This is a genomic window from Antribacter gilvus (assembly GCF_003946865.1).
GTDB lineage: Bacteria > Actinomycetota > Actinomycetes > Actinomycetales > Cellulomonadaceae > Antribacter > Antribacter gilvus.
Window position 1 is genome coordinate 15,101 of record NZ_QXTH01000018.1, and the last position, 21,693, is coordinate 36,793.

General features: G+C 71.6%; 19 protein-coding genes. 17 read left to right on the top strand and 2 right to left on the bottom strand.

The features are described 5' to 3' along the window. Nucleotides 1-72: 72 nt before the first annotated feature. From D1350_RS24800 to D1350_RS22120, 7 genes are all read left to right on the top strand, one after another. Nucleotides 73-204 (top strand): hypothetical protein, encoded by a 132-nt coding sequence (locus tag D1350_RS24800; protein ID WP_276313782.1) that lies wholly within the window; start codon nt 73-75, stop codon nt 202-204. Between the two features lie 73 nt (nt 205-277). Beyond that, nucleotides 278-1,099: a 2OG-Fe(II) oxygenase family protein gene (locus D1350_RS22095; protein ID WP_125778217.1), complete on the top strand. Its 822-nt coding sequence runs from the start codon at nt 278-280 to the stop codon at nt 1,097-1,099. Continuing rightward, nucleotides 1,096-1,725, top strand: a complete 630-nt coding sequence (locus D1350_RS22100; protein ID WP_164545278.1) for a LysE family translocator — start codon at nt 1,096-1,098, stop codon at nt 1,723-1,725. The genes D1350_RS22095 and D1350_RS22100 overlap by 4 nt, the downstream gene beginning before the upstream one ends. Continuing rightward, the gene (locus tag D1350_RS22105) at nt 1,706-3,217 is read left to right on the top strand and encodes an FAD/NAD(P)-binding protein (RefSeq protein WP_125778219.1); all 1,512 of its coding nucleotides are present in this window, start codon (nt 1,706-1,708) and stop codon (nt 3,215-3,217) included. The genes D1350_RS22100 and D1350_RS22105 overlap by 20 nt, the downstream gene beginning before the upstream one ends. Further along, complete coding sequence (locus tag D1350_RS22110) at nt 3,217-4,320, top strand: hypothetical protein (protein WP_125778220.1); 1,104 nt, start codon at nt 3,217-3,219, stop codon at nt 4,318-4,320. Before D1350_RS22105 ends, D1350_RS22110 begins: the two co-directional genes overlap by 1 nt. Before the next feature lie 28 nt (nt 4,321-4,348). Continuing rightward, the gene (locus D1350_RS22115) at nt 4,349-5,611 is read left to right on the top strand and encodes an ATP-grasp domain-containing protein (protein ID WP_125778221.1); all 1,263 of its coding nucleotides are present in this window, start codon (nt 4,349-4,351) and stop codon (nt 5,609-5,611) included. After that, entirely contained in the window at nt 5,608-6,543 is a 936-nt protein-coding gene (locus D1350_RS22120) for a hypothetical protein (RefSeq protein WP_125778222.1), read from the top strand. Before D1350_RS22115 ends, D1350_RS22120 begins: the two co-directional genes overlap by 4 nt. Before the next feature lie 32 nt (nt 6,544-6,575). Here D1350_RS22120 and D1350_RS22125 read toward each other — a convergent pair whose 3' ends face one another. Next, entirely contained in the window at nt 6,576-7,283 is a 708-nt protein-coding gene (locus D1350_RS22125; protein WP_125778223.1) for a LuxR C-terminal-related transcriptional regulator, read from the bottom strand. 221 nt (nt 7,284-7,504) lie between these two features. Between D1350_RS22125 and D1350_RS22130 the strand changes: the two genes are divergently transcribed. From D1350_RS22130 to D1350_RS22155, 6 genes are read left to right on the top strand one after another with little or no spacing between them, the layout of a single operon-like run. Beyond that, nucleotides 7,505-8,743: an ATP-grasp domain-containing protein gene (locus D1350_RS22130; RefSeq protein ID WP_164545279.1), complete on the top strand. Its 1,239-nt coding sequence runs from the start codon at nt 7,505-7,507 to the stop codon at nt 8,741-8,743. Next, nucleotides 8,740-10,029, top strand: a complete 1,290-nt coding sequence (locus D1350_RS22135) for an MFS transporter (RefSeq protein WP_164545280.1) — start codon at nt 8,740-8,742, stop codon at nt 10,027-10,029. Before D1350_RS22130 ends, D1350_RS22135 begins: the two co-directional genes overlap by 4 nt. Before the next feature lie 2 nt (nt 10,030-10,031). Beyond that, on the top strand, nt 10,032-11,264 hold the full coding sequence (locus D1350_RS22140) for an ATP-grasp domain-containing protein (RefSeq protein ID WP_125778226.1): 1,233 nt from the start codon (nt 10,032-10,034) through the stop codon (nt 11,262-11,264). Next, nucleotides 11,248-12,534: a lysine N(6)-hydroxylase/L-ornithine N(5)-oxygenase family protein gene (locus tag D1350_RS22145; protein ID WP_125778227.1), complete on the top strand. Its 1,287-nt coding sequence runs from the start codon at nt 11,248-11,250 to the stop codon at nt 12,532-12,534. The genes D1350_RS22140 and D1350_RS22145 overlap by 17 nt, the downstream gene beginning before the upstream one ends. Continuing rightward, a complete protein-coding gene (locus D1350_RS22150) occupies nt 12,531-14,138 on the top strand; it encodes an aminoglycoside phosphotransferase family protein (RefSeq protein WP_125778228.1) in 1,608 nt (535 codons plus the stop codon). The genes D1350_RS22145 and D1350_RS22150 overlap by 4 nt, the downstream gene beginning before the upstream one ends. A gap of 5 nt (nt 14,139-14,143) precedes the next feature. Then, complete coding sequence (locus D1350_RS22155) at nt 14,144-15,358, top strand: ATP-grasp domain-containing protein (protein WP_240644288.1); 1,215 nt, start codon at nt 14,144-14,146, stop codon at nt 15,356-15,358. A 124-nt stretch (nt 15,359-15,482) separates the two neighbouring features. Here the strand turns inward: D1350_RS22155 and D1350_RS22160 are convergent, their stop codons facing one another. Next, nucleotides 15,483-17,375, bottom strand: coding sequence for a serine/threonine-protein kinase (locus D1350_RS22160; RefSeq protein WP_125778230.1), 1,893 nt, complete (start codon nt 17,373-17,375; stop codon nt 15,483-15,485). A 212-nt stretch (nt 17,376-17,587) separates the two neighbouring features. Here D1350_RS22160 and D1350_RS22165 point away from each other — a divergent pair, with 212 nt between their 5' ends. From D1350_RS22165 to D1350_RS22180, 4 genes are all read left to right on the top strand, one after another. Continuing rightward, nucleotides 17,588-18,721: a glycosyltransferase gene (locus D1350_RS22165; protein WP_125778231.1), complete on the top strand. Its 1,134-nt coding sequence runs from the start codon at nt 17,588-17,590 to the stop codon at nt 18,719-18,721. A gap of 277 nt (nt 18,722-18,998) precedes the next feature. Next, nucleotides 18,999-19,613 carry a 50S ribosomal protein L25/general stress protein Ctc gene (locus D1350_RS22170; RefSeq protein WP_125778232.1) on the top strand — a complete coding sequence of 205 codons (615 nt, stop codon included), beginning with the start codon at nt 18,999-19,001 and terminating at the stop codon, nt 19,611-19,613. 95 nt (nt 19,614-19,708) lie between these two features. Then, the gene (gene pth, locus D1350_RS22175; protein WP_125778233.1) at nt 19,709-20,314 is read left to right on the top strand and encodes an aminoacyl-tRNA hydrolase; all 606 of its coding nucleotides are present in this window, start codon (nt 19,709-19,711) and stop codon (nt 20,312-20,314) included. A gap of 100 nt (nt 20,315-20,414) precedes the next feature. Continuing rightward, on the top strand, nt 20,415-21,638 hold the full coding sequence (locus D1350_RS22180) for a glycosyltransferase family 4 protein (RefSeq protein ID WP_125778234.1): 1,224 nt from the start codon (nt 20,415-20,417) through the stop codon (nt 21,636-21,638). Nucleotides 21,639-21,693: the final 55 nt, after the last annotated feature.

Below are 21,693 nucleotides of genomic sequence, written 5' to 3' on the forward strand. Positions count from 1 at the left end.
GTGACCACTGCCGGGTCGCGGGAACGCATGATGTGATTCATTCGTCATCCCGACCGCATTGAGGGGAATTGCGTGATGCGCCGCAACACCGTGCTCGTGTTCATTGTCCTGGTATTCGGAATGGTTTTCACCACGGCGGGTGGAGAGCCGGGCGGAACATTCACGACGGCGGACGTGGCGAGCGACAACTGGGTCTGGGACTGATGACGGCTCTTTCGCTGTCAACGCCCGCCCGGGCTCGGTTCACGAAGACACCTCCGAGAAAAGGAGACGACGAATGACGGTCCAGCAGGAGAACGCAGGAGCAGCGACCCCGGTACACGGCCTGTTCGACGTGGTATCGACGGACAGCCTCACGCGGGAGCACATCGTGTCGCTCGCGGCCGGCACCACCGCGGCGGTACAGGTGAAGAACTTCTTCGACGTGGGGTTCTGCACGGAGATCATGGATGCGCTGGAGACGTGCGAGCTCGGGGCGTACGACGAGCAGGTGGTGGTGCCGCGCATCGCGAAGCTGGGCCCGGCAGCCTATGACGCGTACTTCGACGGTCAGCTCGCCGACTCGTACTGGGAGCACGCCGACCAGGCCACGACCACCCGCAGGTCTCTCGTGTCGGGGCGCGACCCGCTCTGGACGGCCTTCGACCGGCTCGAGTCCGCCTGGGGCACCAGCAGGATCGACTGCGCGACCGTGGGTGGTCGCCAGCTCTTCGCGGGCATGATCCGGGAGATCAACAAGGGCGCCCGGATGCACTTTGACGAGGTGGTACGCGAGTTCCCCGGCGTCTTCGACGAGATGCCGCTCGTGCAGCTCGCCTTCAACTGCCATCTCGCGATGCCGGAGACCGGGGGTGAGGCAACGGTCTTCCGCCGTCGCTGGCACCCGCAGGACGAGAACCACCGGGACGGCTACGGCTATTCGGCCGAGCTCGTCGAGGGCCAGCCGAACGTCAGCCTGCGGACGGAGGTAGGTGACGCGATGCTCTTCGACCCCCGCAACTATCACCGTGTCGAGCCCGCGACGGGCGCGGGCCGACGGGTGACGCTGTCCTTCTTCATCGGCATCACCGCAGACGGGCGCCTCATCGCATGGTCATGACCGGTACGGTGGCCGCGTTCGCCCTGGTGGTTCTCGTTGCGGTGATCTCTCCTGGGCCCGACCTTGTCGTCGTCCTCAGGAATGCCGCCGCGGCGGGCTTCCGTGGCGGCGCGGCCACCGCACTGGGTGTAGGTCTCGGCGTGGTGGCGTGGGTCGTCGCTACGGGTCTCGGCCTCGCCGCCCTCGTCGCCGCCTCCAGAGCGCTGTTCACCGGGGTCCTCCTCCTCGGCGCCGCGTACCTGGTCTGGCTGGGTGCGCGAGCGGTCTGGGGGGCATGGCGACCAGCCGAGACCGCTCGTCCAGGCCCCGAGCAGACCCTCGCCCCGAGCCAGGGTGTGGCGGCGGCGTTCTGGCAAGGGCTCGCCTGCAACGTGCTCAATCCCAAGGCCGCGGTCTTCTTCGTCGCGCTGATGCCTCAGTTCGTCGGTGCGGACCCGGACCTTCCCCAGGTCGTCCTGCTCTCTGTCGTCGCGGGACTCGTCACCGTCGCGTGGTTCGTCGCTGTGGCGGGAATGGTCAGCAGGGTGCGTCAGCTCCTCGCTCGTCCGGCGGTACAGCGAGCCGTCGGGACGGTGACCGGTCTTGTTCTCATCATCTTGGGGATCAATGTCGTACTCGGCATCTGAGCTTCCGGAGACGTCGTCGACGCGTCCGGACGCGGCACCGGGCCGCCACGTGGCGATCGTCGGCGGCGGTCCCACGGCGGTCGCGGCTCTTGTGCAGCTCGCGAGCGGCTCCGCCGTGCAGAGCGTCTCGATCATCGCGCCGAACGACATCGGGCTCACCCCCGCATTCTCGGCCGGCGGCTCGAGAGTCCTCTGCAACACGTCGGTGGACGTCACCTCGCTCAGTCCGGACGGCCGGTCGGACCTTCTCGACTACCTCGTGGGCCGGGGGTGGCCGGTGAGCTCCACCGACTTCGTCCCGCGATATCTCGTGGGCTGCTACCTGCGGGAACGTTATCTCCAGGCGCGGTCGGCGATGCGACGGACGCGGCGGCCGGTCACGCACGTACGGGACCGCGTCGTCTCGATCAGCGGCGGCCCGGGGACCTACCGGCTCGTACTGGCGGGCGGGGACGAGCTGTTCGCCGGTGATGTCCTGATCTGCACCGGTGGGGGAGCTCCCAAGATTCCCGAGGTCCTGGAGAGTCACGTGAACAGCCCGGGCGTCACCGTCATGCCCGTCGCTCCCTCACGGCTCCACGAGGTGCCTCCCGGGTCCCGCGTCCTGGTGCTCGGGAGCAAGCTGGGGGCGGTGGACGCGGCGCTGGTCCTCCTGGAGAACGGGTGCGTCGTCACCCTCTCCTCGCCGTCCGGCCGCCTTCCCGCTGTCCGTACCCGGCTCGTTCGCGGACGGGCGCACGGGGTCGCGGAGCAGTGGCGTGCGCGGGCCGCGCACCTCGCCACCCAGGAGGGGCTGCGCCACGTGACACGCCGGCTGGTCCGTCTGGCACGCTCGGCAGGTGCCGGTACGGCCGGGGTTGAACCGGCCAGGCGCGACCCCCTGGACCAGCTCGCCGCCGAGGCGGCCCGTGCCGCGGCCGACGACGTGCCGTGGCAGGACATCGTGTCCGAGGTCATCGACGCGATGAACTCGGTGCTCCCGGAGATCTCTGCAGACCACAGGCAGCGGATCATGGAGAGCTGCCGCGAGTCGGTCTCCCGGTACGTCTCGGCGATCCCGGAACGCAACGCACGTCGTCTCGTCAGCCATGCGCGGGCAGGCAGGCTGACGCTCGCCGGCGGTCTCGCCCGGTCGATCAGCCCCGGACCTGAGGGCGGCTGGCGTGTCGTCTGGGCGGACGGCGGGACGTCCGCCGGCTTCGACCACATCGTCTCGGCGGTGGGTCACCGCCGGCCGCAGCACCGGTTCGACGCGTCCGGGACGATCATTCTCGACGGCGGAGCCGGCCAGCCACGCCCTGGCTCCGAGGCGGGCGGAGGCCCGGTCCGGGTGCGACGTGACCTCCGGCTGGACCGCGGGCCGGGGACTCCCGCCGAGCGGATCTGGGCGCTCGGAGCGACGGCCTGGCCCACGTTTCCCGTCGTCAACTACCTCCGTGCCTCGGCCCAGCACGCTGCCCTGGTGTCGGCGCAGCTCGAGGGGGCCGACTGATGATCGTCCTCGTCGACCCGGCCGGGGACGGTCTCGGGCTCTCCGCCGCTTTCCGCGAGGAGGGCGCCGAGTGCGTCCACGTGTACTCGGAGGCCCGCAAGCGCGCATACGACGAGGACCCAGCGGCTCTGAGGGTCCTGCACGACGACCTCGAGTCCACCGTCCGGATCCTGCGGGACCTGGGCGCACGAGTTGTCGTCGCAGCACACAGGGGCGGGCCGGCGCTCGCGGACGAGCTCGCGGAGGCGCTGGGCCTGGATCATCACGACCCGTGCCGGCGCGCGGCGCGTGCGGACGGGGCGCAGACGCTCTCGGTTCTCCGGACCGCCGGTGTGGCGCACCTCGGGCTCCGTGCGACGCGGACCGTGGTCGGTCTCACCGGCCTGGACGAGGACGAGCCGGGGTGCGTCCCCGCCTCCTTGCGCGGCTGGGCAGGTGGTGACCGGTACGTCGTCAGCACTGTCAGTCTGTCAGGCAGCCACCTGGTGACCGAGGTCATGAGCGCCCGCGTGGACCTCGTTGCGGGCGTGCCGGTGCTGCGCCACCTGCTCGCGTCCGACGAGGCGGGCCGGCGGGAGCAGGAGGTGGTGTCCTGCGCCCTCGCGGGTCTTGACGCTCTGGGCGTCCGGGAGGGTCCGGCCCATACCGAGGTCCTGCACGGCGCTGACGGTCCACGGCTGGTCCGGACGAGCTCCTCGCTGATCGAGGTCGGACGGCGGACGGACCCGTTCCACGCAGCACTGGGCTACAGCCACCGGTACCTCACCGTGGAGCGATACCTCCGGCCGCGGGAGTTCGAGCGGCGGCTCGGCCACGGATACCAGCCCCGTGCCGCGGTCGGCGTCGCGTATCTGCGGGAGCGAGGAGAGGGCAGGCGGCGGTCGGCCGACGGGCTCCGTTCGCTGCGCCGGATGCCTGGTTTCCACAGCGTCGTCGATCTCCCCGTGGTCGGCACGCCGCAGGTCCGGCAGGAGGAGCCCGCGCGGCAGAGCATCGCCTACTTCGTGCACGAGGACGGTGCGCTCGTGGCGCACGTGCTGGCTTCCCTGCACGAGATCGAAGACTCCGGGGACCTTGTCCGTACACCGTCCGCGATCCGCTGATGTCGCTTCTCGAAAGGCTTGCCGAGTCATGAAGATCCTTGTCATCGACCCTGTGTCCAGCGGACGTGACCTGGTCGAGGTCCTTGGCCGCGCCGAGGGGACCGACCTGCACGTGTACAGCCAGCAGGCGCCGGTCGAGTTCACCGCGCCGGGGCAGCACAGCGACCCGGACCCGGAGCTGGTCGACCTGCTGTCCGGTGAGCGTTTCGACCGGGTCCTGGCCGGCTCCGAGCGCTCCGTCACGGCGGCGGACTGGGCCGCCTCGCTCGTCGGCGTCCCTGGCAACGTTCCGGAGCTGATCTGGCACCGGCGGAACAAGAGAGGCATGGTCGAGCGCGCGGAGCGAGCAGGGCTGGCGGCCCCGCGCACCTGGCTCTTCCGCGACGAAGGCGAGCTGTCCGAGCAGGACTGGGCGACGGCGGGCCTCGCCGACGGGTTCGTCGTCAAGCCCGCGGGCAGCGGCGGCAGCGACGGCTGCTTCATCTGCCCGGGCCCGGACGACGTCGCTGACGTGGCCCGCAGGGTGCTGGGGGCACGCAACCTTCTCGGGATCGCCAACCAGGAGGTACTCGTCCAGGAACGCGTCGTCGGCGACCAGTACTTCGTCAACGTGGTCTCGGTCGACGGATCGCACCTGGTGACCGAGGTGTTCCGTTACGGCATGGACGAGTCCGGGGAGACCCCCCACATCTACAGCGCCTGGACGATCGCCACGGACGACCCCCTGTACGCGTCGAGTGTCGCGTACGTGCTCCGGCTCCTGGAGGCGCTCGGTGTGCGGGACGGCGCTTCGCACACGGAGCTTCGCCGATCCGGCGACCGGTGGGTGCTGATCGAGTACAACGGGCGGTGCATGGGGCCGACGGTCCCTACCGCTGTCTACCGGAAGGACCGGGGCTTCAGCCAGGTGACGGTGCTCGCCGACAGCGTCCGGTACGGCTTCCAGGCCGCGGAGGCGGCGGTCGCGGACGGGCGCCCCGACGCCTGCGTGGGCTGGCACATGCCCGCCCCGCGCCAGGACGGCGAGCTGGCCGGGCTCGACTGGGGCCCGGCGGAACGGCTGCCGACGTTCGCGGGGGTGTACGACGAGCCCCGGCTCGGGCAGGTGTTCCGCACGGACGGGCGTGTCACGACCGCGTCGGGCGGTCTGCTCTTCTTCAGCGACCCCGACGGCGCCCTGGTCGACGAGGACCTGCGGCGTTCCCGGCTGGTCGAGCTTGCTGGTGGCTACTACCGGTTGGGCGCCCTCCCGGGCGCGCGCGAGGTGTCACGCGCAGGGGCCCTCTCGTGAGCGACCAGGTCGTCGCCCCGGTCGTCGAGCGAGCGGTACAGAGGACCGGTTCGGCGGGCGTCCTCGTGGTCGCGGCCGCGGTCGTGTGGCAGGGCGTGGGAACGGCGATCGTGGGCTCGACCGTGACCCCCTCGCTCGCCACGTTCGCCACGTTCGTCGCCTTCGCGGCGGCTGCTGCTGCTGCGATGGCCGCGCGTACGGGGATCCGCGCCCGGAGTGGTTCCCCCGTCCCGGGATCGGCGCGGATGAGCCTTCGTGACGCGGTATGGATCAACGTGGCGACCGCTGGAGCGTTCGTCTCCTTCTATGTCGCCGTGACCCTCGTCCCGCCGACTGCCTCGAGCGTCATCGAGACGGGGGTGGGTCCCTTCGCCGTGACGGTGCTCGCCGTGCTGCGCGGTGGGCAGACGGCCCGCAGCCTGGCGTGGCCCGTGTTCGTCCTCGCGGCCTGCGCAGGTGTCGCGGTCCTGTCTGTGGGCGGTGCGCAGCCTCCCGGCAGCGTCGGGCAGACGGTGCTGGGGGTTGCCCTCTCGGTCCTCGCGGGAGCGTGCGCGGTCGGTATCCTCCTGGCGAGCCACCGGTTCGCGCGCAGCGGCCTGGGGGCCGTCGACGTCGCCGCCGTGCGCTTCCACCTCGCATGGGTCGTCTGTGGAGCGCTGGCGATCCCCGCCCTGGCCTCAGGAGTGGCGGACGCGGCGGAGCTGCGCGGCGTGGCGCTCACGGCGGTCCTGTGCGTGGCTGCGCCGATCCTCCTGCTGCAGTGGGGGATCACCCTGTGCCCGCCGCTGCCGGCGTCGCTCGTCATCGCGACGCTGCCTGCGGTCGTCCTCGCCACCGAGGTGCTTCTCGAGGGCAGGCTCGATCCCGTACTCTCCGCGGCGATGGGCCTCCTCCTCGTGGTCTCCGTGCTGGCGGCACTGAGGAGCAGGTGACCGTGCGGAGGCATACCCAGGTCGAGCAGCGGTCAGGGAAGCTCGGCGGAGCGGACGAGACCGAGCTCCGAGGCGCGCAGCCCCACCTGGAACCGGCTCGTCGCTCCGATCTCCGCCGACACGCGGTCACTGATCCGGCGCACCGTGCGGTGCGACACCCCCAGCTTCCGGGCCACCATCTGGTCGGTGCATCCCTCGGCCCAGAGCTCCAGGGCTCGTTGCTCCTGAGGGGCGAACACTGTCGACCGGCGGGGTCGCCGCTCGCAGAACGGTGCCGCCCTGCGCCACGTGGCCAGGAAGAGCTCGGCCAGGCCGGCGACAACCGGTGCGGTCGAGAGCAGCAGCGCGCCGGCGGAGCTGTCCTCGGGATCGAGCGGGATCACGGCCACCTGCCTGTCCACCACCAGCATCCGCATCGGGAGGGTGGGTACGGTCCGGACCTCGGCGCCCCGCTCGGCCAGCCAGGTGATGTGGTCGAGGGTCGGCTGGTCGTTCCTGAGGCTGTCGAGGTAGATGGTGCGCATGTCGACCCCGCGCGCCAGGGTGGCCTTGTCGAGCGGGCGCGAGGCGGCCAGCGCGGCGGGGGACTGAGCACCACCAGGCTGGAACGCCCAGAGAGACGAACGGCACCCGGCGGCGAGCTGGGTGAGGCGCTCTCGGACCGCCTCGATGCCCTCGACGATCTCGCTTCCCTCGTCCGGCAGACGCCCGGCCTGTTCTCGCGTGCTGACCGATGCCATAAGGCCCCCCAACCTTGCATTGAACAGTGCGGTGGAATCGTAGGTCCTCTTTGCCGTTGGAGGTCCTGAAGTACCACTTCTTGAGACCTGATCGTTGCCGCGGGCTGCGATTATTTGGGCGATATACCCCGCTATGCGGGTCTGTTGGCGTCCCTTTTGCACGTTATCTCACGATGTGAACCATGGGTGAACAGAAGTTAACGACAGGGTTAACTGATTGGGTGTTCGTTACTTCCGGTTTTAGCAAGGGCCTGCTCGCTGATCTCGACAAGCTCGTGCCCGCGGGGTCTGTGGTGGTCCTGGAAGAACGGGACGTCATCGTGGTGCGCGAGGTCGAGCGGCGCGCGGCGAAGCATCCGTGCGTCGCAGAGGTCCGCGCGGTCCCGATCCAGGACGAGGACGCGATCGAGTCGGCCACGGCAGGGGTCGAGCGCCCGTCGACGCTCCGCGCTGTGATTCCCGCGGTCGAGTACGGCGTGGTCGCCGCCGCCGCGCTCGCCGAACGCTGGTGCCTCCCCGGTGCGGGTCTCCACGCGGCACGCCGGCTCCGGGACAAGCGGCTGCTCCGTCGTGCGGCGGAGGCCGCGGGCATCTCGCAGCCGGCGTGGCGCGAGGTACGGGACGCCGAGGATCTCGCGGGCTTCCGGACGACCCGGGACGCATGCGTGCTCAAGCCCGCCAACCGGCAGGCGAGCCTGGGCGTGCTCCGCCTCGGGGCGGAGGATGACACCGTCGCCGCCTGGACCGTCGCGAGCGCCGTCGAGGAGCCGAGAGCGCGTGCGTCGAGCGCGCCACCGACCGCCTACATGGTCGAGGAGCTGCTGGTGGGACCCGAGGTGAGCGTGGAGGCCCTCGTCGTCGCTGGGTCCGTCACGTTCGCGAACGTGACGGCCAAGGCCGTGGCGGAGGGAAGGCACCCGGTCGAGACCGGGCACCTGGTGCCCGCGCCACTACCCACCGAGGTCGGGCGACGGCTCCGTGCGGCGATGACCTCTCTCGTGCGAGCGGTCGGATTCCGTGACGGGGTGCTGCACGCCGAGTGGATCCTCGTGGACGGGAGCCGTCCCCACCTGGTGGAGTGCGCGGGACGCCTTCCGGGGGACGGGATCGACACCCTCATCGACCTCGCCTACGGCGGCAGCCTCCTGGCCGACTACCTGGCGGTCCTGGGCGGCGAGCCTCGCCCCGAGCGCGGTGGGCCTCTGCGTGCGGCGGCGGTCGCCTACGTCTGTCCTGTGCCCGGCACGGTGGTCAGGGTGGGTGAGCCGTCCGCGGTGCTGCGGAGGGACGGGGTCGTCGCCGCGGAGCTGACGGTGGCCCCCGGCGACAAGGTCCAGCCCTTGTCGAGCTCGTGGGACCGCGTGGGGCACGTCGTCGTCGTGGCCGAGACCCCGCAGGGGGCGCTGGCGGACGCCCGGGCCCGCGCGGCGGAGCTCGCCGTCGAGACGGTGCCCCGGTGAGCGGGCGCATCCTGGAGCGGTACGTCCCCCGGACGCGCGCCGGCAGGCTCTTCGTCGGGATCGCGCTCGTGGACTCGCTCGGCACGGGGCTGTATCTTGCGGCGTCGGCGATCTTCTTCGTGAGATCGGTGGGCCTCACGCACACGGAGGTCGGGATCGGCCTGGCCGTCTGCGGCGGCGCGGCGCTCCTGTCCACGGTGCCCCTCGGACGGGCGTGCGACCGGTGGGGCGCGACGAGGATGCTCGTCCTGTTCCAGCTCTGGCGTGCCGGGGCGTTCACCTGGCTCGCGCTCGTCGACGGCCCGGTCGGCTTCGTGCTGGCCAGCGCGGCCGTCGGGCTCGTCGACCGGGTCGTCTCGCCGGCCTCGCAGGCGGTGGTCGGTCTGGCCGTCGGCGACGAGGACCGCACCCGGACGATGTCGGCGATGCGGGCCGTGCGGAACATCGGTTTCGCCGTGGGCTCGGCCGTGGCCGCTCCGGTGATCGCGACGGGTTCGTCGGACGCCTTCCGGGCACTGATCGTCGCCGACGCGGCAACGTTCCTCGTCGCCGCGCTGGCGCTCGCGGTCCTGGCCCGGTCGCTGCCGGTCGTGGTCCGGCAGCCTGCGGGGCGGGCAAGCGGGGGTCGCCCCGGTCGCGGCGGTCGGCAGGTCGGCAGGTGGTACCTGGCGCTCACCGGGCTCAACGGTGTCCTCGGCGTGCACATGACCCTCCTGTCCGTCGGCCTGCCGCTCTGGACGATGTCCGGGACGGCCGCGCCGGAGTACCTGGTCGCGGGGCTCCTCGTGGCCAACACCGTCCTGGTGGTGACGCTCCAGGTGCCCCTCTCGGGCATCGTGGAGCGGGCCCGGGGGGCCGAGCGTGCGTGGGCCTTCGGCGGCGCGTGCGTGGCGGGAGCGTGCGTGGTCGCGGCGCTGGCCGGCGTGCCGAGCTCGGCGGTCGTCGCGAGCGCCCTCCTGGTCGGCACCGTCGTCGTCCTGACGTTCGGTGAGATGTGGCACTCGATCGCCGCCTGGGAGCTGTCGTACCGCTACGCGCCTCCGGCGCGCCGGAGCGAGCACCTGTCGGTGTTCGCGCTGGGTCCCGCGGTCCAGGAGGTCGTGGGACCGCTCGTCGTGACGGGAGTGGTGCTGGCCGCGGGCTGGCCCGGGTGGGTGGGGCTCGCCCTCGTCGTCGCACTCGCGACCGGTCTGGTTCGGCCGGTCCTCGGCCGTCTGGACGCAGCGCGAGAGCCGGAGCCGGAGCGCGCGCCGGACGCCCGGGCTGCCGCCGCAGAGGTGAGCTAGCCGTGCACGTGCTCGTGCTCCAGAGGCCCGGTTCCACGGCGCGGCCCGACGTCTGGCTGGCCGAGGCGGCGCCGGGGGTCCGGGTGACTCTCGTGACCGGCAGGCAGACCGTCCGACCGGACAGCGACCTCGCACCCGGTACGCGCCGGGTGGTCCTCGACGGCTACGACGACGGGCGGTCGTTCGAGGCGCTGGCCGACCTGTGCCGGCGTGACACGCCCGACCGGATCGTCGCGAACTCCGAGGACGACGTGCTGCGGGCCGCGGAGCTCCGCACGACCTTCGGCGTCCCCGGGCAGCCCTCCGACGTCGCGGTGCTCTTCCGCGACAAGATCCGGATGCGCGCGTTGTACCGGGACCCGCTCGTCCCCCCACCAGGGGCACGTGGTCTTCGCTGTGCCGGAGACCTGCTCGACGCCGTGCGGGAGCTCGGGCCGGTCGTCGTCAAGCCGCGATCGGGCGCCGGTTCCGTGGGCGTCCGCATCCTCGCCGACCGCGGCACCTGCCTGCGTGCGCTGGCGGACGAGCCGGCACTGGTCCGGGCGGTCGGGTCGGGCGCCCTCATGGCGGAGGAGTACCTGCCGGGCGACGTCCTCCACGTCGACGCACTGGTCCGGGAGGACCGGGTGGTCCTGGCCTCTGCGTCCCGGTACACCACCCCGCCACATACGTTCGTCACCCACAACCTCGGCTCGGTGATGCTGGACGAGACCTCGACGGCCTACCGGACGACCACCGCGGCGGTGCGGCGACTCGTCGCCGGGCTGCCGCGCGGGCACGGCGTCCACGTGGTGCACGCCGAGTTCTACCGGCTCGCCGATGGTTCGTTCCGGGCCGGCGAGGTGGCGTGCCGCGTCGGCGGCGCGCTGGTGCGGGACGCAGTGAGGCACACCTACGGCGTCGACCTCTCGCGCGCGGCGAGCCTGCTCGCTGTCGACGCGATGGATCTCCCGGAGCGCGGCGTGCTGCCCAGGAGAGCCGGGCCCACAGGCTGGCTGCTCTGGAACGGCGGGCCCCGGGTCGGCTTCCGCGAGCCGCTCCCGGAATGGGTGGTCCGGTACGACAGGCCCGACGAGGCATCCCGCACGCCCAGCAGCTCGGTCGACGCGAGGGCCGCTGTCCTCGTCGAGGGCGAGGACGAGGCCGAGGTCGAGTCCCGGCTCTCGGACGCGGTGCGACCGCACGAGACATTTGCCGATCACAACAGGGGAGAGATCCATGCAGCACGTCCATGATGTCGTCGGGGTCGGCTTCGGTCCGTCCAACATCTCGGTGGCGGTGGCGGCCCGCGAGGCCGGCACCGGGCTCTCGACGCTGTTCGTCGATCGCAAGCCGGCGTTCTCGTGGCACGAGGGGCTGATGTTCGAGGGAGCCGAGATGCAGGTGTCCTTCCTCAAGGACCTCGTCACGATGCGGAACCCGCGCAGCAGGTTCTCGTTCCTCAACTACCTGGAGCAGTGCGGCCGGCTCGCTCACTTCATCAACCTCCGGCAGTTCTATCCCACCCGGATCGAGTTCAACGACTACTACCGGTGGGTAGCGGACGAGCTGTCCGACGTCGTCCGATGGTCGACCGAGGTCGTCGACGTCCGGCCGACGTCCGAGCCCGGCGAACCGGTCGAGGTGCTCGCCGTGATCCTGCGCGACATGGCGACGGGACGCGAGCACGAGGTCCTGACGCGTTCGCTGGTCCTCGCGCCCGGCGGGGAACCTGTGACACCGTCGGGCGCCGAGACGGGCCCCCGGGTGTTCCACGCGTCCCGAACGCGCGAGCTCTTGCCGGCTCTCCTGACCGACACCGGGGCGCCGTACACCGTGAACATCGTCGGGGCCGGCCAGACGGCGGCGGACGTGTTCCTCCATGTACGCCGCACGTACCCCGAGGCCCGGGTGGTGTGGAGCTTCCGCGGGTTCGCCCCGCGTCCCGAGGACGACACCCACTTCGTCAACGAGCTGTTCCTCCCCGAGACGACGGACTGGTTCTACGAGCAGTCGCCCGAGTTCCGCGCCAAGGTGTTGGACGACTACCGGCTCGCGGCCCACACGGGGGTCAGCTACGACGTGCTCCCGCAGATCTACAAGGAGGTCTACGCGGACAAGGTCGCCGGTGCGCTGGACCTGGAGATCCAGCGGTACAGCGAGCTCGTGACCGCTCGTGGCGAGGACTCGCACGCCGTGGCCACGTACCGCCGGCTCGACACCGGCGCGCTGGTCGACCTGGAGGCGGACGTGGTCGTCCTGGCGACCGGATACCGCTACGCCATGCCCGTCCCGGCGCTCGCGCCGCTCGAGCGCTGGCTGGACAAGGATGATCTGGACAGGTACGTCATGGGACGCGACTACTCCGTCAGCACCTCGCAGGACTTCCGCGCCAAGGTCTTCCTCCAGGGTTTCGCGGAGCACACGCACGGGTTCAGCGAGGTGCTCCTCTCGCTGATGCCCTTCCGCGCGGCGGCCATCGTGGACGCGGCCGGGCTGGCTCGCGTGCAGGTGGCGGCCCCGTGAGCCGCGCGACGGACGAGCTGCACGCCGTCGCACGGGAGGCCACCGAGGCCGAGCTGGTGGCGGTCGGCCGGCTGCTCCGGGGCTCGGGCCGGACCGGGCTGCGGCCCCGGGTCGTGCTCGCGTACCCGGGGGTCGGGGTCGGCGAGCGCATCTCCTCCCTTGCTGGATGCACCAGCCAGCTCGCGGTGCTGAACCTGGCCCGGGAGGCGCTCGAGCGCCTCGGAGTCGAGGTCCTGGTGCTCAGCACGCAGGACGCGGACCGGCCGCAGGTGGGCGAGATGCGTGACGCGCACGTCCAGGTGGACGAGGTCACGGCAGGACTCCTGCCGCACGTCGACACCGACGAGGGCCGATTCCTGACGAGGTGGTCCCTCGTGCTCGGCGGCGTGCTCGGCGGCACGCTGTTCGAGGACATCACGGACTCGGCGGCGCACACGAGGGCGCTGATCGAGGTCGTCGCCGCCAAGAGGCTGGCGGCGTGGGCAGCGGTCGCGGGCAGGGCCGCGCCGGAGCACGGGGCCGAGGTGGTGTCGTACCCGTGCGGTGCCGACAGCGACGGGATCGTCTCGTTCGTTGCCGACGGGACCCTCGTCGTGAAGACGACGTCGACGGCCGTGGCCCGGGTGGAGGTCCGGGCGCTCAGCCGGTTCGCCGCCGTGACGGCTCCCGGCGAGCCATCCTTGGTGCCGGCCGTCCACGGCGTCCTCGAGGAGGGTGAGCGGTCGTCGATCGTGATGGAGCACCTGCCCTCGGGCACGATCGAGGACGACGTCTTCGCGGACGAGCGCCGTCAGCGGGTCGACCCAGGCGTACGAGCGGTGCTCCGGCCGTTCGTCGAAGGACTGGGCCGTGCGGCCGGCAGGACCGCGGTGGCGGGGGGGCCCGCCGCCACCGACTACCTCCTCCGCCGGAGGTTTACGGTGCTGCGCCACCACCCGGACTTCCTGGCGTGCTTCGACGCGCTCGGGGTCCAGGGGTCGCCCGCCCGGGTGCTCGGCGCGGCCGTGCGCCTTCCCGGCGGCCGTGTGATCCCGGGCTGGGACGAGGCGGTCGGCCGGCTCGACGGGGTCGCCCATCGGCTGGCGCCGGCAGAGGGTGCGCTCATGCACGGGGACGTGCACCTGCGCAACATGCTCAGACGTGGTGACGGCAGTCCTGTCCTGATCGACCCCCGGCAGGCGTGGGACGAGACCTTCGAGCTTGTCGACGGCGTCGGCGACCCGGCCTTCGACCTGGGAACCTTGCTGCACAGCCTGCTGCCGATGAGCGCGGTCCTCCGGGCCGTGGACGCGGGCCGTCACGAGGACCTCCTGGAGCGCGGGCCGACGCTGTCGGACGGCATCGTCGATGTCACGGGCCTTGCCCTGGACCTGAGGGTGGAGGGCAGCCTGGCGGACCTGGAAGCCGACCTCGTGGCCGCGCTCGCGGACCCGCGGGAGGGCGTCGGTCGCGCGCGACTTGCTGTCGCGGCGGCGAGCGCGCTGGCAGGGTGGCTGAAGTACCCGGACGCCCTGAGGTCGGCGGAAGCCTGGTGGGCCGTCTACGTCGCGACAGTCTGGTACCTGGACCGCGGGTGCGGGCTCGCGGGCGGAGAGGACGCGTGAACCGTATGCATGTGGTCGTGATCAACACCGGCAAGTCCGGGGTCGTTCCCCGTATCCGCGCGATGGCCCCCGGCGCGCGCGTCCAGGTCGTCACCGAGAGCTCCTACACAGGTCTCTACGCGGGCTCGGAGGTGGAGCTGACGATCGTCTCTGACGTCGGTGACGTCCAGGAGGTCCTGCGTGCGGTCCTGCGGATCGCGGCGGCGGACCCGGTGACCGCCGTCGTCTCGCCGTCGGAGCGCTCGGTCCCGGCAGGCGGCTACGTCCGCTCGATGCTGGGCCTCCCGGGGACCACGGTCGAGACCGCCCTGCGTTTCTCCCACAAGGGCATCATGAAGAGCGTCCTGGCCCGCGGCGGCCTCCCCGTGGCGGACCATGTCCAGACGGTGGGCCGTGCGGGCGTCGAACGGGCTCTTCGCGAGCTGGGCGGGCCTGTCGTCGTGAAGCCGGTGCTCGGGACCGGCGGCATGCAGACCGCCGTGGTGCGGACGCCGCGAGAGCTCACGGACTTCTGGGCGACGACGGGTCGTCGCCTCGACGACAGCGGCTCGCCGGTGGTGGTCGAGCGCCTGGTGGACGTGACTAACGAGCTGCACTGCGACGGCGTCGTCGTGGACGGAACGGTGCGGTTCGCGGCGGTCCAGCGCTACTTCATGCCGCTGCTGGGCCAGATCGACGCGTTCACCGGCTCGTCCTTCCTCGCGGCGGGCGACCCGTTGGCCGACGAGGTGACAAAGCTTCACCAGCGGGTCGTGTCGACGCTGGGGCTCAAGGAGGGGGTGACCCACCTGGAGGTCTTCGAGACGGCCGAAGGGCTCGTCGTAGGCGAGATCGCGTGTCGTCCCGCGGGTGGCGGCATCGTGGAGAGCATCCGCCTCCAGCTCGGGGTGGACCTCTGGGAAGCCTTCCTCGCGATCTCGCTGGGGCTGCCGGTGCCGCACCTGGGGAAGGGCGAGCGCATGCAGCCGGGGATCGTCGTCAACTGCGACCTGCCGACGAGGCCCGGCCGTGTGCTCCGCATCACCTCGGCGGACGAGCTCGCAGCACTTCCCGGCGTCGTCCGGGTGGAGATGTTCACCACGGTGGGCGACGTGATCGGGTCGCGTCTGCACTCGGCCTCGACGACGGGTCTGGTGTATCTGGTCGTCGAGGACGAGACAGCGCTCCCGAGCGCCCTCGCCGGCGTGCGCGACGCCTACGTCCTGGAGACCGTGGTCTGACGGGTCGGAGCGACCTTCCACGACGCGCCCCCCGGTCGCTCGTACCGGCGGCCCGGGGGCGCGGTCGCGTCGACCGCCTTGGTGACCCTCGACGACGGCGGTGCCGATCCGGGAGCCCTGTACGTCACTTCGGCTTGATCGGCCCCACCGCCGCGCTGCTCTTGTCGACGGTGGTGTAGCCCGGCTTGGTGACGGTCACGTTGCAGCGGACCTTGAAGCCCTCGGCCGCGGAGGGGATCGTCGCGTAGTGCTGGGTCAGGGGGCGGCCCGTCTTCGCGAACTCGGTCGGGTCGCCCGCGCCGTCGCCGTGGTAGAAGCGGTAGGCGTACGAGGCGCCCGGGATGCTGTTCACCTTGCACGTCAACCGCTGGCCCACCCTCAAGGTCCCGGTGGCCTGCGGCGTGTCGACGGCGAGCGTCGCCTTGACCACCTCGGCAGTGTGTCCGGACATCGCGGACCCCGGCTCGTGCCCGGCGGCGGTAGCGGTCAGCTCCACCTTCAGCTGCTGCCCGACGTCGGACTGCTGCACCCGGTACGTGCAGCCCCCGTCGGTCGCGAGCCGGGTGGTGCCCCGGAACCAGACACATGTCGTCGCCTCGGGTGCGGGCACCCACCCGTCGGCGGTCGCGGTGAGGTCCTGGCCGAACACCGGGCTGCCGGCGATGCCCACCGTCCCGATCGTGAACAGGGCGGGCGGCGGCGGTTCCACCTGGACCGGTGCGGACTCCGGCGACGGCGTAGGTGGCTCGACCGACGGTGACGGTTCCGGTGACGGCGACGGTGACGGCGCAGGCGGCTCCGGCGAGGGCGACGGGAGGGTCGGCGAAGCGGATGGCGACGCGACCGGCGGGGTCTCCCGTTCGTCGTCGGGCTGGAACGCGAAGGCGGCCGCCGTGCCCAGGCCTGCGACCAGGACGGCGGCGATGCCGACCAGGAGGGCGCGGCGCGGCTTGCGGGGCGGTGGCGCACCGTGCCCCCCGCGCGCGGAGCCGTCCGGAAGAGTGACCGGCGCCGCCAGGTGCGTGGCCGTGGCCATGCTCGTGAACGGGTCCGGGACGGGCGTGTGGAGCGGCACGGGAAGCGGTGCGCGGAGGGAGGTCCGGTCGTCGTCGGCCCCTGGAGCGGTGACCCTTGCGAAGGGCGCAGCCGGTGCCGCGACCGCACCGAGCGGGAGCGAGCCGGGCTGCCCGACGGCGGACGCGACCGCAGCCGGCGAGGGACGAGCCGCCGGGTCCTTGGCGAGGCACGCCGCGACGAGCGGGCGGAGCCAGTCCGGGCACGCGCCGAGGTCCGGCTGCTCGTGGACGACGCGGTAGAGGATCGCGCTCGGGGTGCCGTCGCCGAAGGGGCGCAGCCCGGTCGCGGCGACGTACGCGAGCAGGCCGAGGGCCCAGACGTCCGCGGCCGGTGTCACCCCGACGCCGCGCGCCTGCTCGGGTGCCATGAAGTGCGGCGTGCCGATCTGCAGGCCCGTCGTGGTGAGGCCCGTCGCGTCGAGCGTGCGGGCCACCCCGAGGTCGATGACGCGGGGGCCGTCCGGGGCCAGGATCACGTTCGACGGCTTGAGGTCGCGGTGGACGAGCCCGGCACGATGGATGGCCACGAGCGCCTCGGCCACTCCCGCGACCAGCGAGCGCACCGCGGTCGAGGGGAGCGGTCCGCGGTCGGTGACAGCCTGCGCGAGCGTGGGGCCGGGGACGTGCTCGGTGGCCATCCACGGCCGGGGTGCGTCAGGGTCGGCGTCGACGAGGGCCGCCGTGAAGGGGCTGCGGACCCGGGCGGCTGCCTCGATCTCCCGGCGGAAGCGCGTGCGGAAGTCCGGCGTCCGCGCGTGCTCGGCGAGGACCGCCTTCACCGCGAGCAGGCGACCGCTGCGCATGCGCGCGAGATACACGGTCCCCATGCCGCCGCTGCCGAGGCGCCCGAGGAGCTCGTACCCGCCGAGCTCGGCCGGGTCGCCGGGCACGAGCGGAGCGACCTTCGGCGGCGGGCCGAACGGGCCGGTCGTAGACGTCACGGAGGTACCCCCTGGATTTCCGGACACGCTGAGCGAGAGGTTCCCTATGTCTTTCGCCCGCAGAGATTAGCGCAGGTCTGTTGGCGTGCGGAGATCCCTCCGGACGGGCCGTCGGGCGCCACGGGGGAACTACCTAAGCGATTTTGCTGACTTGACGAGAACGTGACCTATGGGGAACCGTGTCATGGACCACGAAAACGTCGGGAGGGCTCATGAGCATCACCGTTGTCGTCCCGACATTCAACGAGGGACCGAACATCGCCGAGCTGGTGCGCCGGCTCGAGGAGGCGCTCGTCGGACGCGGCGCGGAGGTGCTGTTCGTCGACGACTCTCGTGACGACACGCCGGCCGAGATCGAGCGGGTCGCGGCGTCGTCGGCCCTGCCGGTACGGATGATCCACCGGGAGACGCCCACGGGCGGTCTCAGCGGGGCGGTCGTCGAGGGCCTGGGTTCGGTCACCACCGAGTGGGCAGTCGTCATGGACGGCGACCTGCAGCACCCTCCGGAGCTCGTGCCGTCGCTCGTGGCGACAGGGGAGAAGCTCGGGGCCGAGGTGGTGGTGGCCTCGCGGTACCTCAAGGGTGGTGACGCGAACGGCCTGGACGGCCGCTGGCGGCGCCTGGTGTCGACGGCGTCGTCGCTGCTCGCGCGGTCCATGTTCCCCAAGCGGCTGCGGAACGTCACCGACCCGATGACCGGGTTCTTCGCGGTGCGGCCCGACGCGCTGGAGCTGGACGCCCTGCGTCCGCGCGGCTTCAAGATCCTCCTCGAGATCCTCACCCGGAACACGGTGGTGGTGGCTGAGGAGCCGTTCGTGTTCGGCGAGCGGTTCGCCGGGGAGTCCAAGGCGTCGTTCGTCAACGGGCTCCGGTACGTGGAGCAGCTGGCGTCCCTGCGGTTCGGCCGCATGTCACGGTTCGCCATCATCGGCGCCTTCGGCGCCGTCGCGAACCTGGCGATCATGTGGGTCCTGGTCCACCCGTTCCAGCTGGGCTACGTCTGGGCGGCGGTGGTCGCCGCAGCCGTGACCATCACCACGAACTTCGTCCTGCAGGAGCGCTTCGTCTTCCGCGACCTGCGGAACGAGGGCCGCAGCCTGTGGAACCGGGCGGCGCACTCGTTCGCGTTCAACGGCGCTGAGGCGGCCCTCCGGCTGCCCTTCCTGATCTGGATCGTCGAGGCCACCGGGGCGCCGGCGGTGCTGGTCCAGGCCGTCACGCTCGTGGTCGCCTTTCTGCTGCGGTTCGTCTTCCACTCGCAGGTGGTCTACCGCCCGCGGCGTACCACTCCCGTGGGTCCGGTGCCCGACCTGCCGGCCGTCGTAGGGCGCGACACCACCGCCTGAGCCGGGGTGTGTCGCACCAGACCGACCCCCGAGTTTCGGTGGCGACCAGCAGACGGGTACAGTATTCCGGTTGCCTCGGCGAGGGACGTCTGACGGCCGCAGCGGATCGAAAGACCCGCTTCGCGCCCCAATGTCCGTGATCGACTGGGCGGCCGTCGGTGGATGTCCCGGACCTTCGGGCCGGATCCCGTACGCGCTGCCTCGCGTCCGTCACGCGTCCCACGCCGACGCAGCCGCCCCGCTTCCACAGCCATTTGCCTCCCAGGAGTGATTCATCGTGTCCGAGATCAAGCTCGTCGCCGAGACCCGTACCGAGTTCGGCAAGGGCGCCGCCCGTCGCATCCGTCGTGACTCCAAGATTCCCGCGGTGCTCTACGGCCACGGCACCGAGCCCGTTCACGTCGCCCTCCCGGGCCACGAGACGTCGCTCGCCCTGCGCCACAGCAACGCCCTCTTCTCCATCGAGCTCGACGGCAAGGGCCAGCTGGCCATCGCCAAGGACGTGCAGCGTGACCCGGTGCGCAACGTCATCGAGCACATCGACCTCCTCGTCGTCCGCAAGGGCGAGAAGGTCACCGTCGACATCCAGGTGAACGTGGTCGGCGAGTCGGCCCCGGGCACCATCCACCTGATCGAGACGCAGACGCTGTCGGTCGAGGCCGAGGCCACGAACCTGCCGGAGTCTGTGGACGTCGACATCACGGGCCTCGAGGCCGGTACGCACATCAGCGCCGCCCAGGTGAAGCTCCCCGCCGGCGCCACGCTGCTCACGGACGGCGACCACCTCGTCGTCGCGATCGCCGAGCCGCGCGGCAACGCCGCCGACGAGGCCGCGGACGCCGCGCAGGCCGCCGTGCAGTCCGCGCAGTCGGCTGCGGCGCTCGAGGACTGAGCCTCCGCGTAGCAGCACCTGCCAGAAGCTCCCCGGTACGTTTCCCGGGGAGCTTCTGACACTCTGCGGCCCCGTACCCCTGACGAGGAGATGACGTGAGCGACCAGCCCTGGCTCGTGGTCGGGCTCGGCAACCCCGGGCCGCAGTACGCCGGCAACCGGCACAACGTGGGTCAGATGGTGCTCGACCTGCTGGCAGCCCGCACGGGCGGGCGGTTCGCCCGCCACCCCCGGGCACAGGCCGTCGTCGCCGAGGGTCGCCTGGGCATGCTGCCGGGCGGGGCACCGGGACCTCGGGTGGTGCTGGCCAAGCCGACGACGTACATGAACACCTCCGGCGGCCCCGTCAGCAGCCTCCTGAAGTACTACGGCGTGGACCTGGACCACCTGGTCGTGGTGCACGACGAGGTGGACATCCCGTTCGACACCATCAAGCTCAAGACGGGCGGCGGCGAGGGCGGTCACAACGGGTTGCGCGACATCTCGAAGGCGCTCGGCACCAGGGACTACCTCCGGGTCCGGGTAGGTGTGGGGCGTCCGCCCGGGCGCATGGACACCGCCGACTACGTGCTCAAGGACTTCTCCGCGACCGAGCGGAAGGACCTGCCGATCCTGCTCGACGACGCGGCTGACGCGGCCGAGATGCTGGTCACCGAAGGCCTGCTTGCGGCGCAGGGGAAGTTCCACCCGGCCAAAGGGTGAAAAAGCCCCGGTAGGGGTGAAAAGTGGCAAACGGGTGAAGTCCGGCTTTCACCCCTCCTGAGGGGGGAAGCAGGACAGGTCCCGCTTCGATACTTCAAGCATGGCCACCCCTGCTTCGTCGCAGCCGCACGTGCTTGTCGTCATCCAGAACCTGCCCTTCCGGATCGACCGCCGCGTCCGGACCGAGTGCCGCGCCCTGACCGACGCCGGGTACCGGGTCAGCGTGATCTGCCCCCAGGAGATCCGCGACGAGCAGGACCGCTTCATGATCGACGACACGACCGTCTACTCCTACCCGGCCCCGCCCGAGTCGGTCGGCGTGGCCGGCTACGTGCGGGAGTTCCTCGTCTGCTGGCTGCAGACGGCCAGGCTGTCCGTGCGCGTGCACCGGGACGCGCCCTTCCGCGTGATCCAGGCGTGCAACCCGCCGGACACCTACTGGGCGCTGGCGCTGCTGTGGCGCGTGCTGTTCGGGGTGCGGTTCGTCTACGACCAGCACGACCTCTGCCCCGAGGTCTACGAGGCACGGTTCGGCCGCACGGGCTTCCTCCACCGGGTGCTGCGTCTGCTCGAGGGGGCCACGTACCGGACCGCCGACCGCGTCATCTCGACGAACACCTCGTACCAGGAGATTGCCCAGGCGCGGGGCAAGGTGCCCGCCGACCGGAGCGTCGTCGTGATGAGCACGCCCGACGCGGAGCTGATGCGCCGCCGCGAGTCCCTGCCGGAGCTGCGCGGCGACGCGAAGCACCTTGTCTGCTACGTCGGCATCATGGGCCCGCAGGACGGCGTGGACCGGCTCCTCGCGGCGGCCGACCACGTGATCCACGCCCGCGGCCGCACGGACGTGCGCTTCGCGCTCCTCGGGTTCGGCGACTCCCTCGAGAGCCTGCGCCGGGAGTGCACCGAGCGTGGCCTCGACCGATGGGTGCAGTTCACCGGGAAGGTGGACCACAACGCCATCGGCCGGTGGCTGTCCTCCGCCGACCTCGGCGTCACGCCCGACCCGCCGAGCGAGTTCAACGACCGCTCCACGATGAACAAGACGCTCGAGTACATGGCGCACGAGCTGCCCGTCGTGGCCACCGACCTCACCGAGACCCGCCGCAGCGCGGGCGACGCCGCGCGCTACGTCGCGGGCGACGACCCCAAGGACCTCGGCGACGCGATCCTCGAGATCCTCGACGACCCGGAGCGGGCCCGGGCGATGGGTCTGATCGGCCGGTCCCGGATCGAGGACGAGCTCTCCTGGAAGCGTCAGGCCGAGGTGTACGTCGGCGCGTTCGACGGTGTGACCGGGCGCGTCGCGGTTCACCCGGCATAAACGGGTGAATGGAGTACGAACCGCCCGGTGACGGTATTTCACGGGCATACAGTGC

Coding starts and splice junctions, on each gene's coding strand:
- D1350_RS22125 (WP_125778223.1), bottom strand. CDS start 7,283: ATGGCATCGGTCAGCACGCGAGAACAGGCCGGGCGTCTGCCGGACGAG.
- D1350_RS22110 (WP_125778220.1), top strand. CDS start 3,217: ATGATCGTCCTCGTCGACCCGGCCGGGGACGGTCTCGGGCTCTCCGCC.
- D1350_RS22165 (WP_125778231.1), top strand. CDS start 17,588: ATGAGCATCACCGTTGTCGTCCCGACATTCAACGAGGGACCGAACATC.
- D1350_RS22115 (WP_125778221.1), top strand. CDS start 4,349: ATGAAGATCCTTGTCATCGACCCTGTGTCCAGCGGACGTGACCTGGTC.
- D1350_RS22095 (WP_125778217.1), top strand. CDS start 278: ATGACGGTCCAGCAGGAGAACGCAGGAGCAGCGACCCCGGTACACGGC.
- D1350_RS22180 (WP_125778234.1), top strand. CDS start 20,415: ATGGCCACCCCTGCTTCGTCGCAGCCGCACGTGCTTGTCGTCATCCAG.
- D1350_RS22100 (WP_164545278.1), top strand. CDS start 1,096: ATGACCGGTACGGTGGCCGCGTTCGCCCTGGTGGTTCTCGTTGCGGTG.
- D1350_RS22155 (WP_240644288.1), top strand. CDS start 14,144: ATGCATGTGGTCGTGATCAACACCGGCAAGTCCGGGGTCGTTCCCCGT.
- D1350_RS22145 (WP_125778227.1), top strand. CDS start 11,248: ATGCAGCACGTCCATGATGTCGTCGGGGTCGGCTTCGGTCCGTCCAAC.
- D1350_RS22105 (WP_125778219.1), top strand. CDS start 1,706: ATGTCGTACTCGGCATCTGAGCTTCCGGAGACGTCGTCGACGCGTCCG.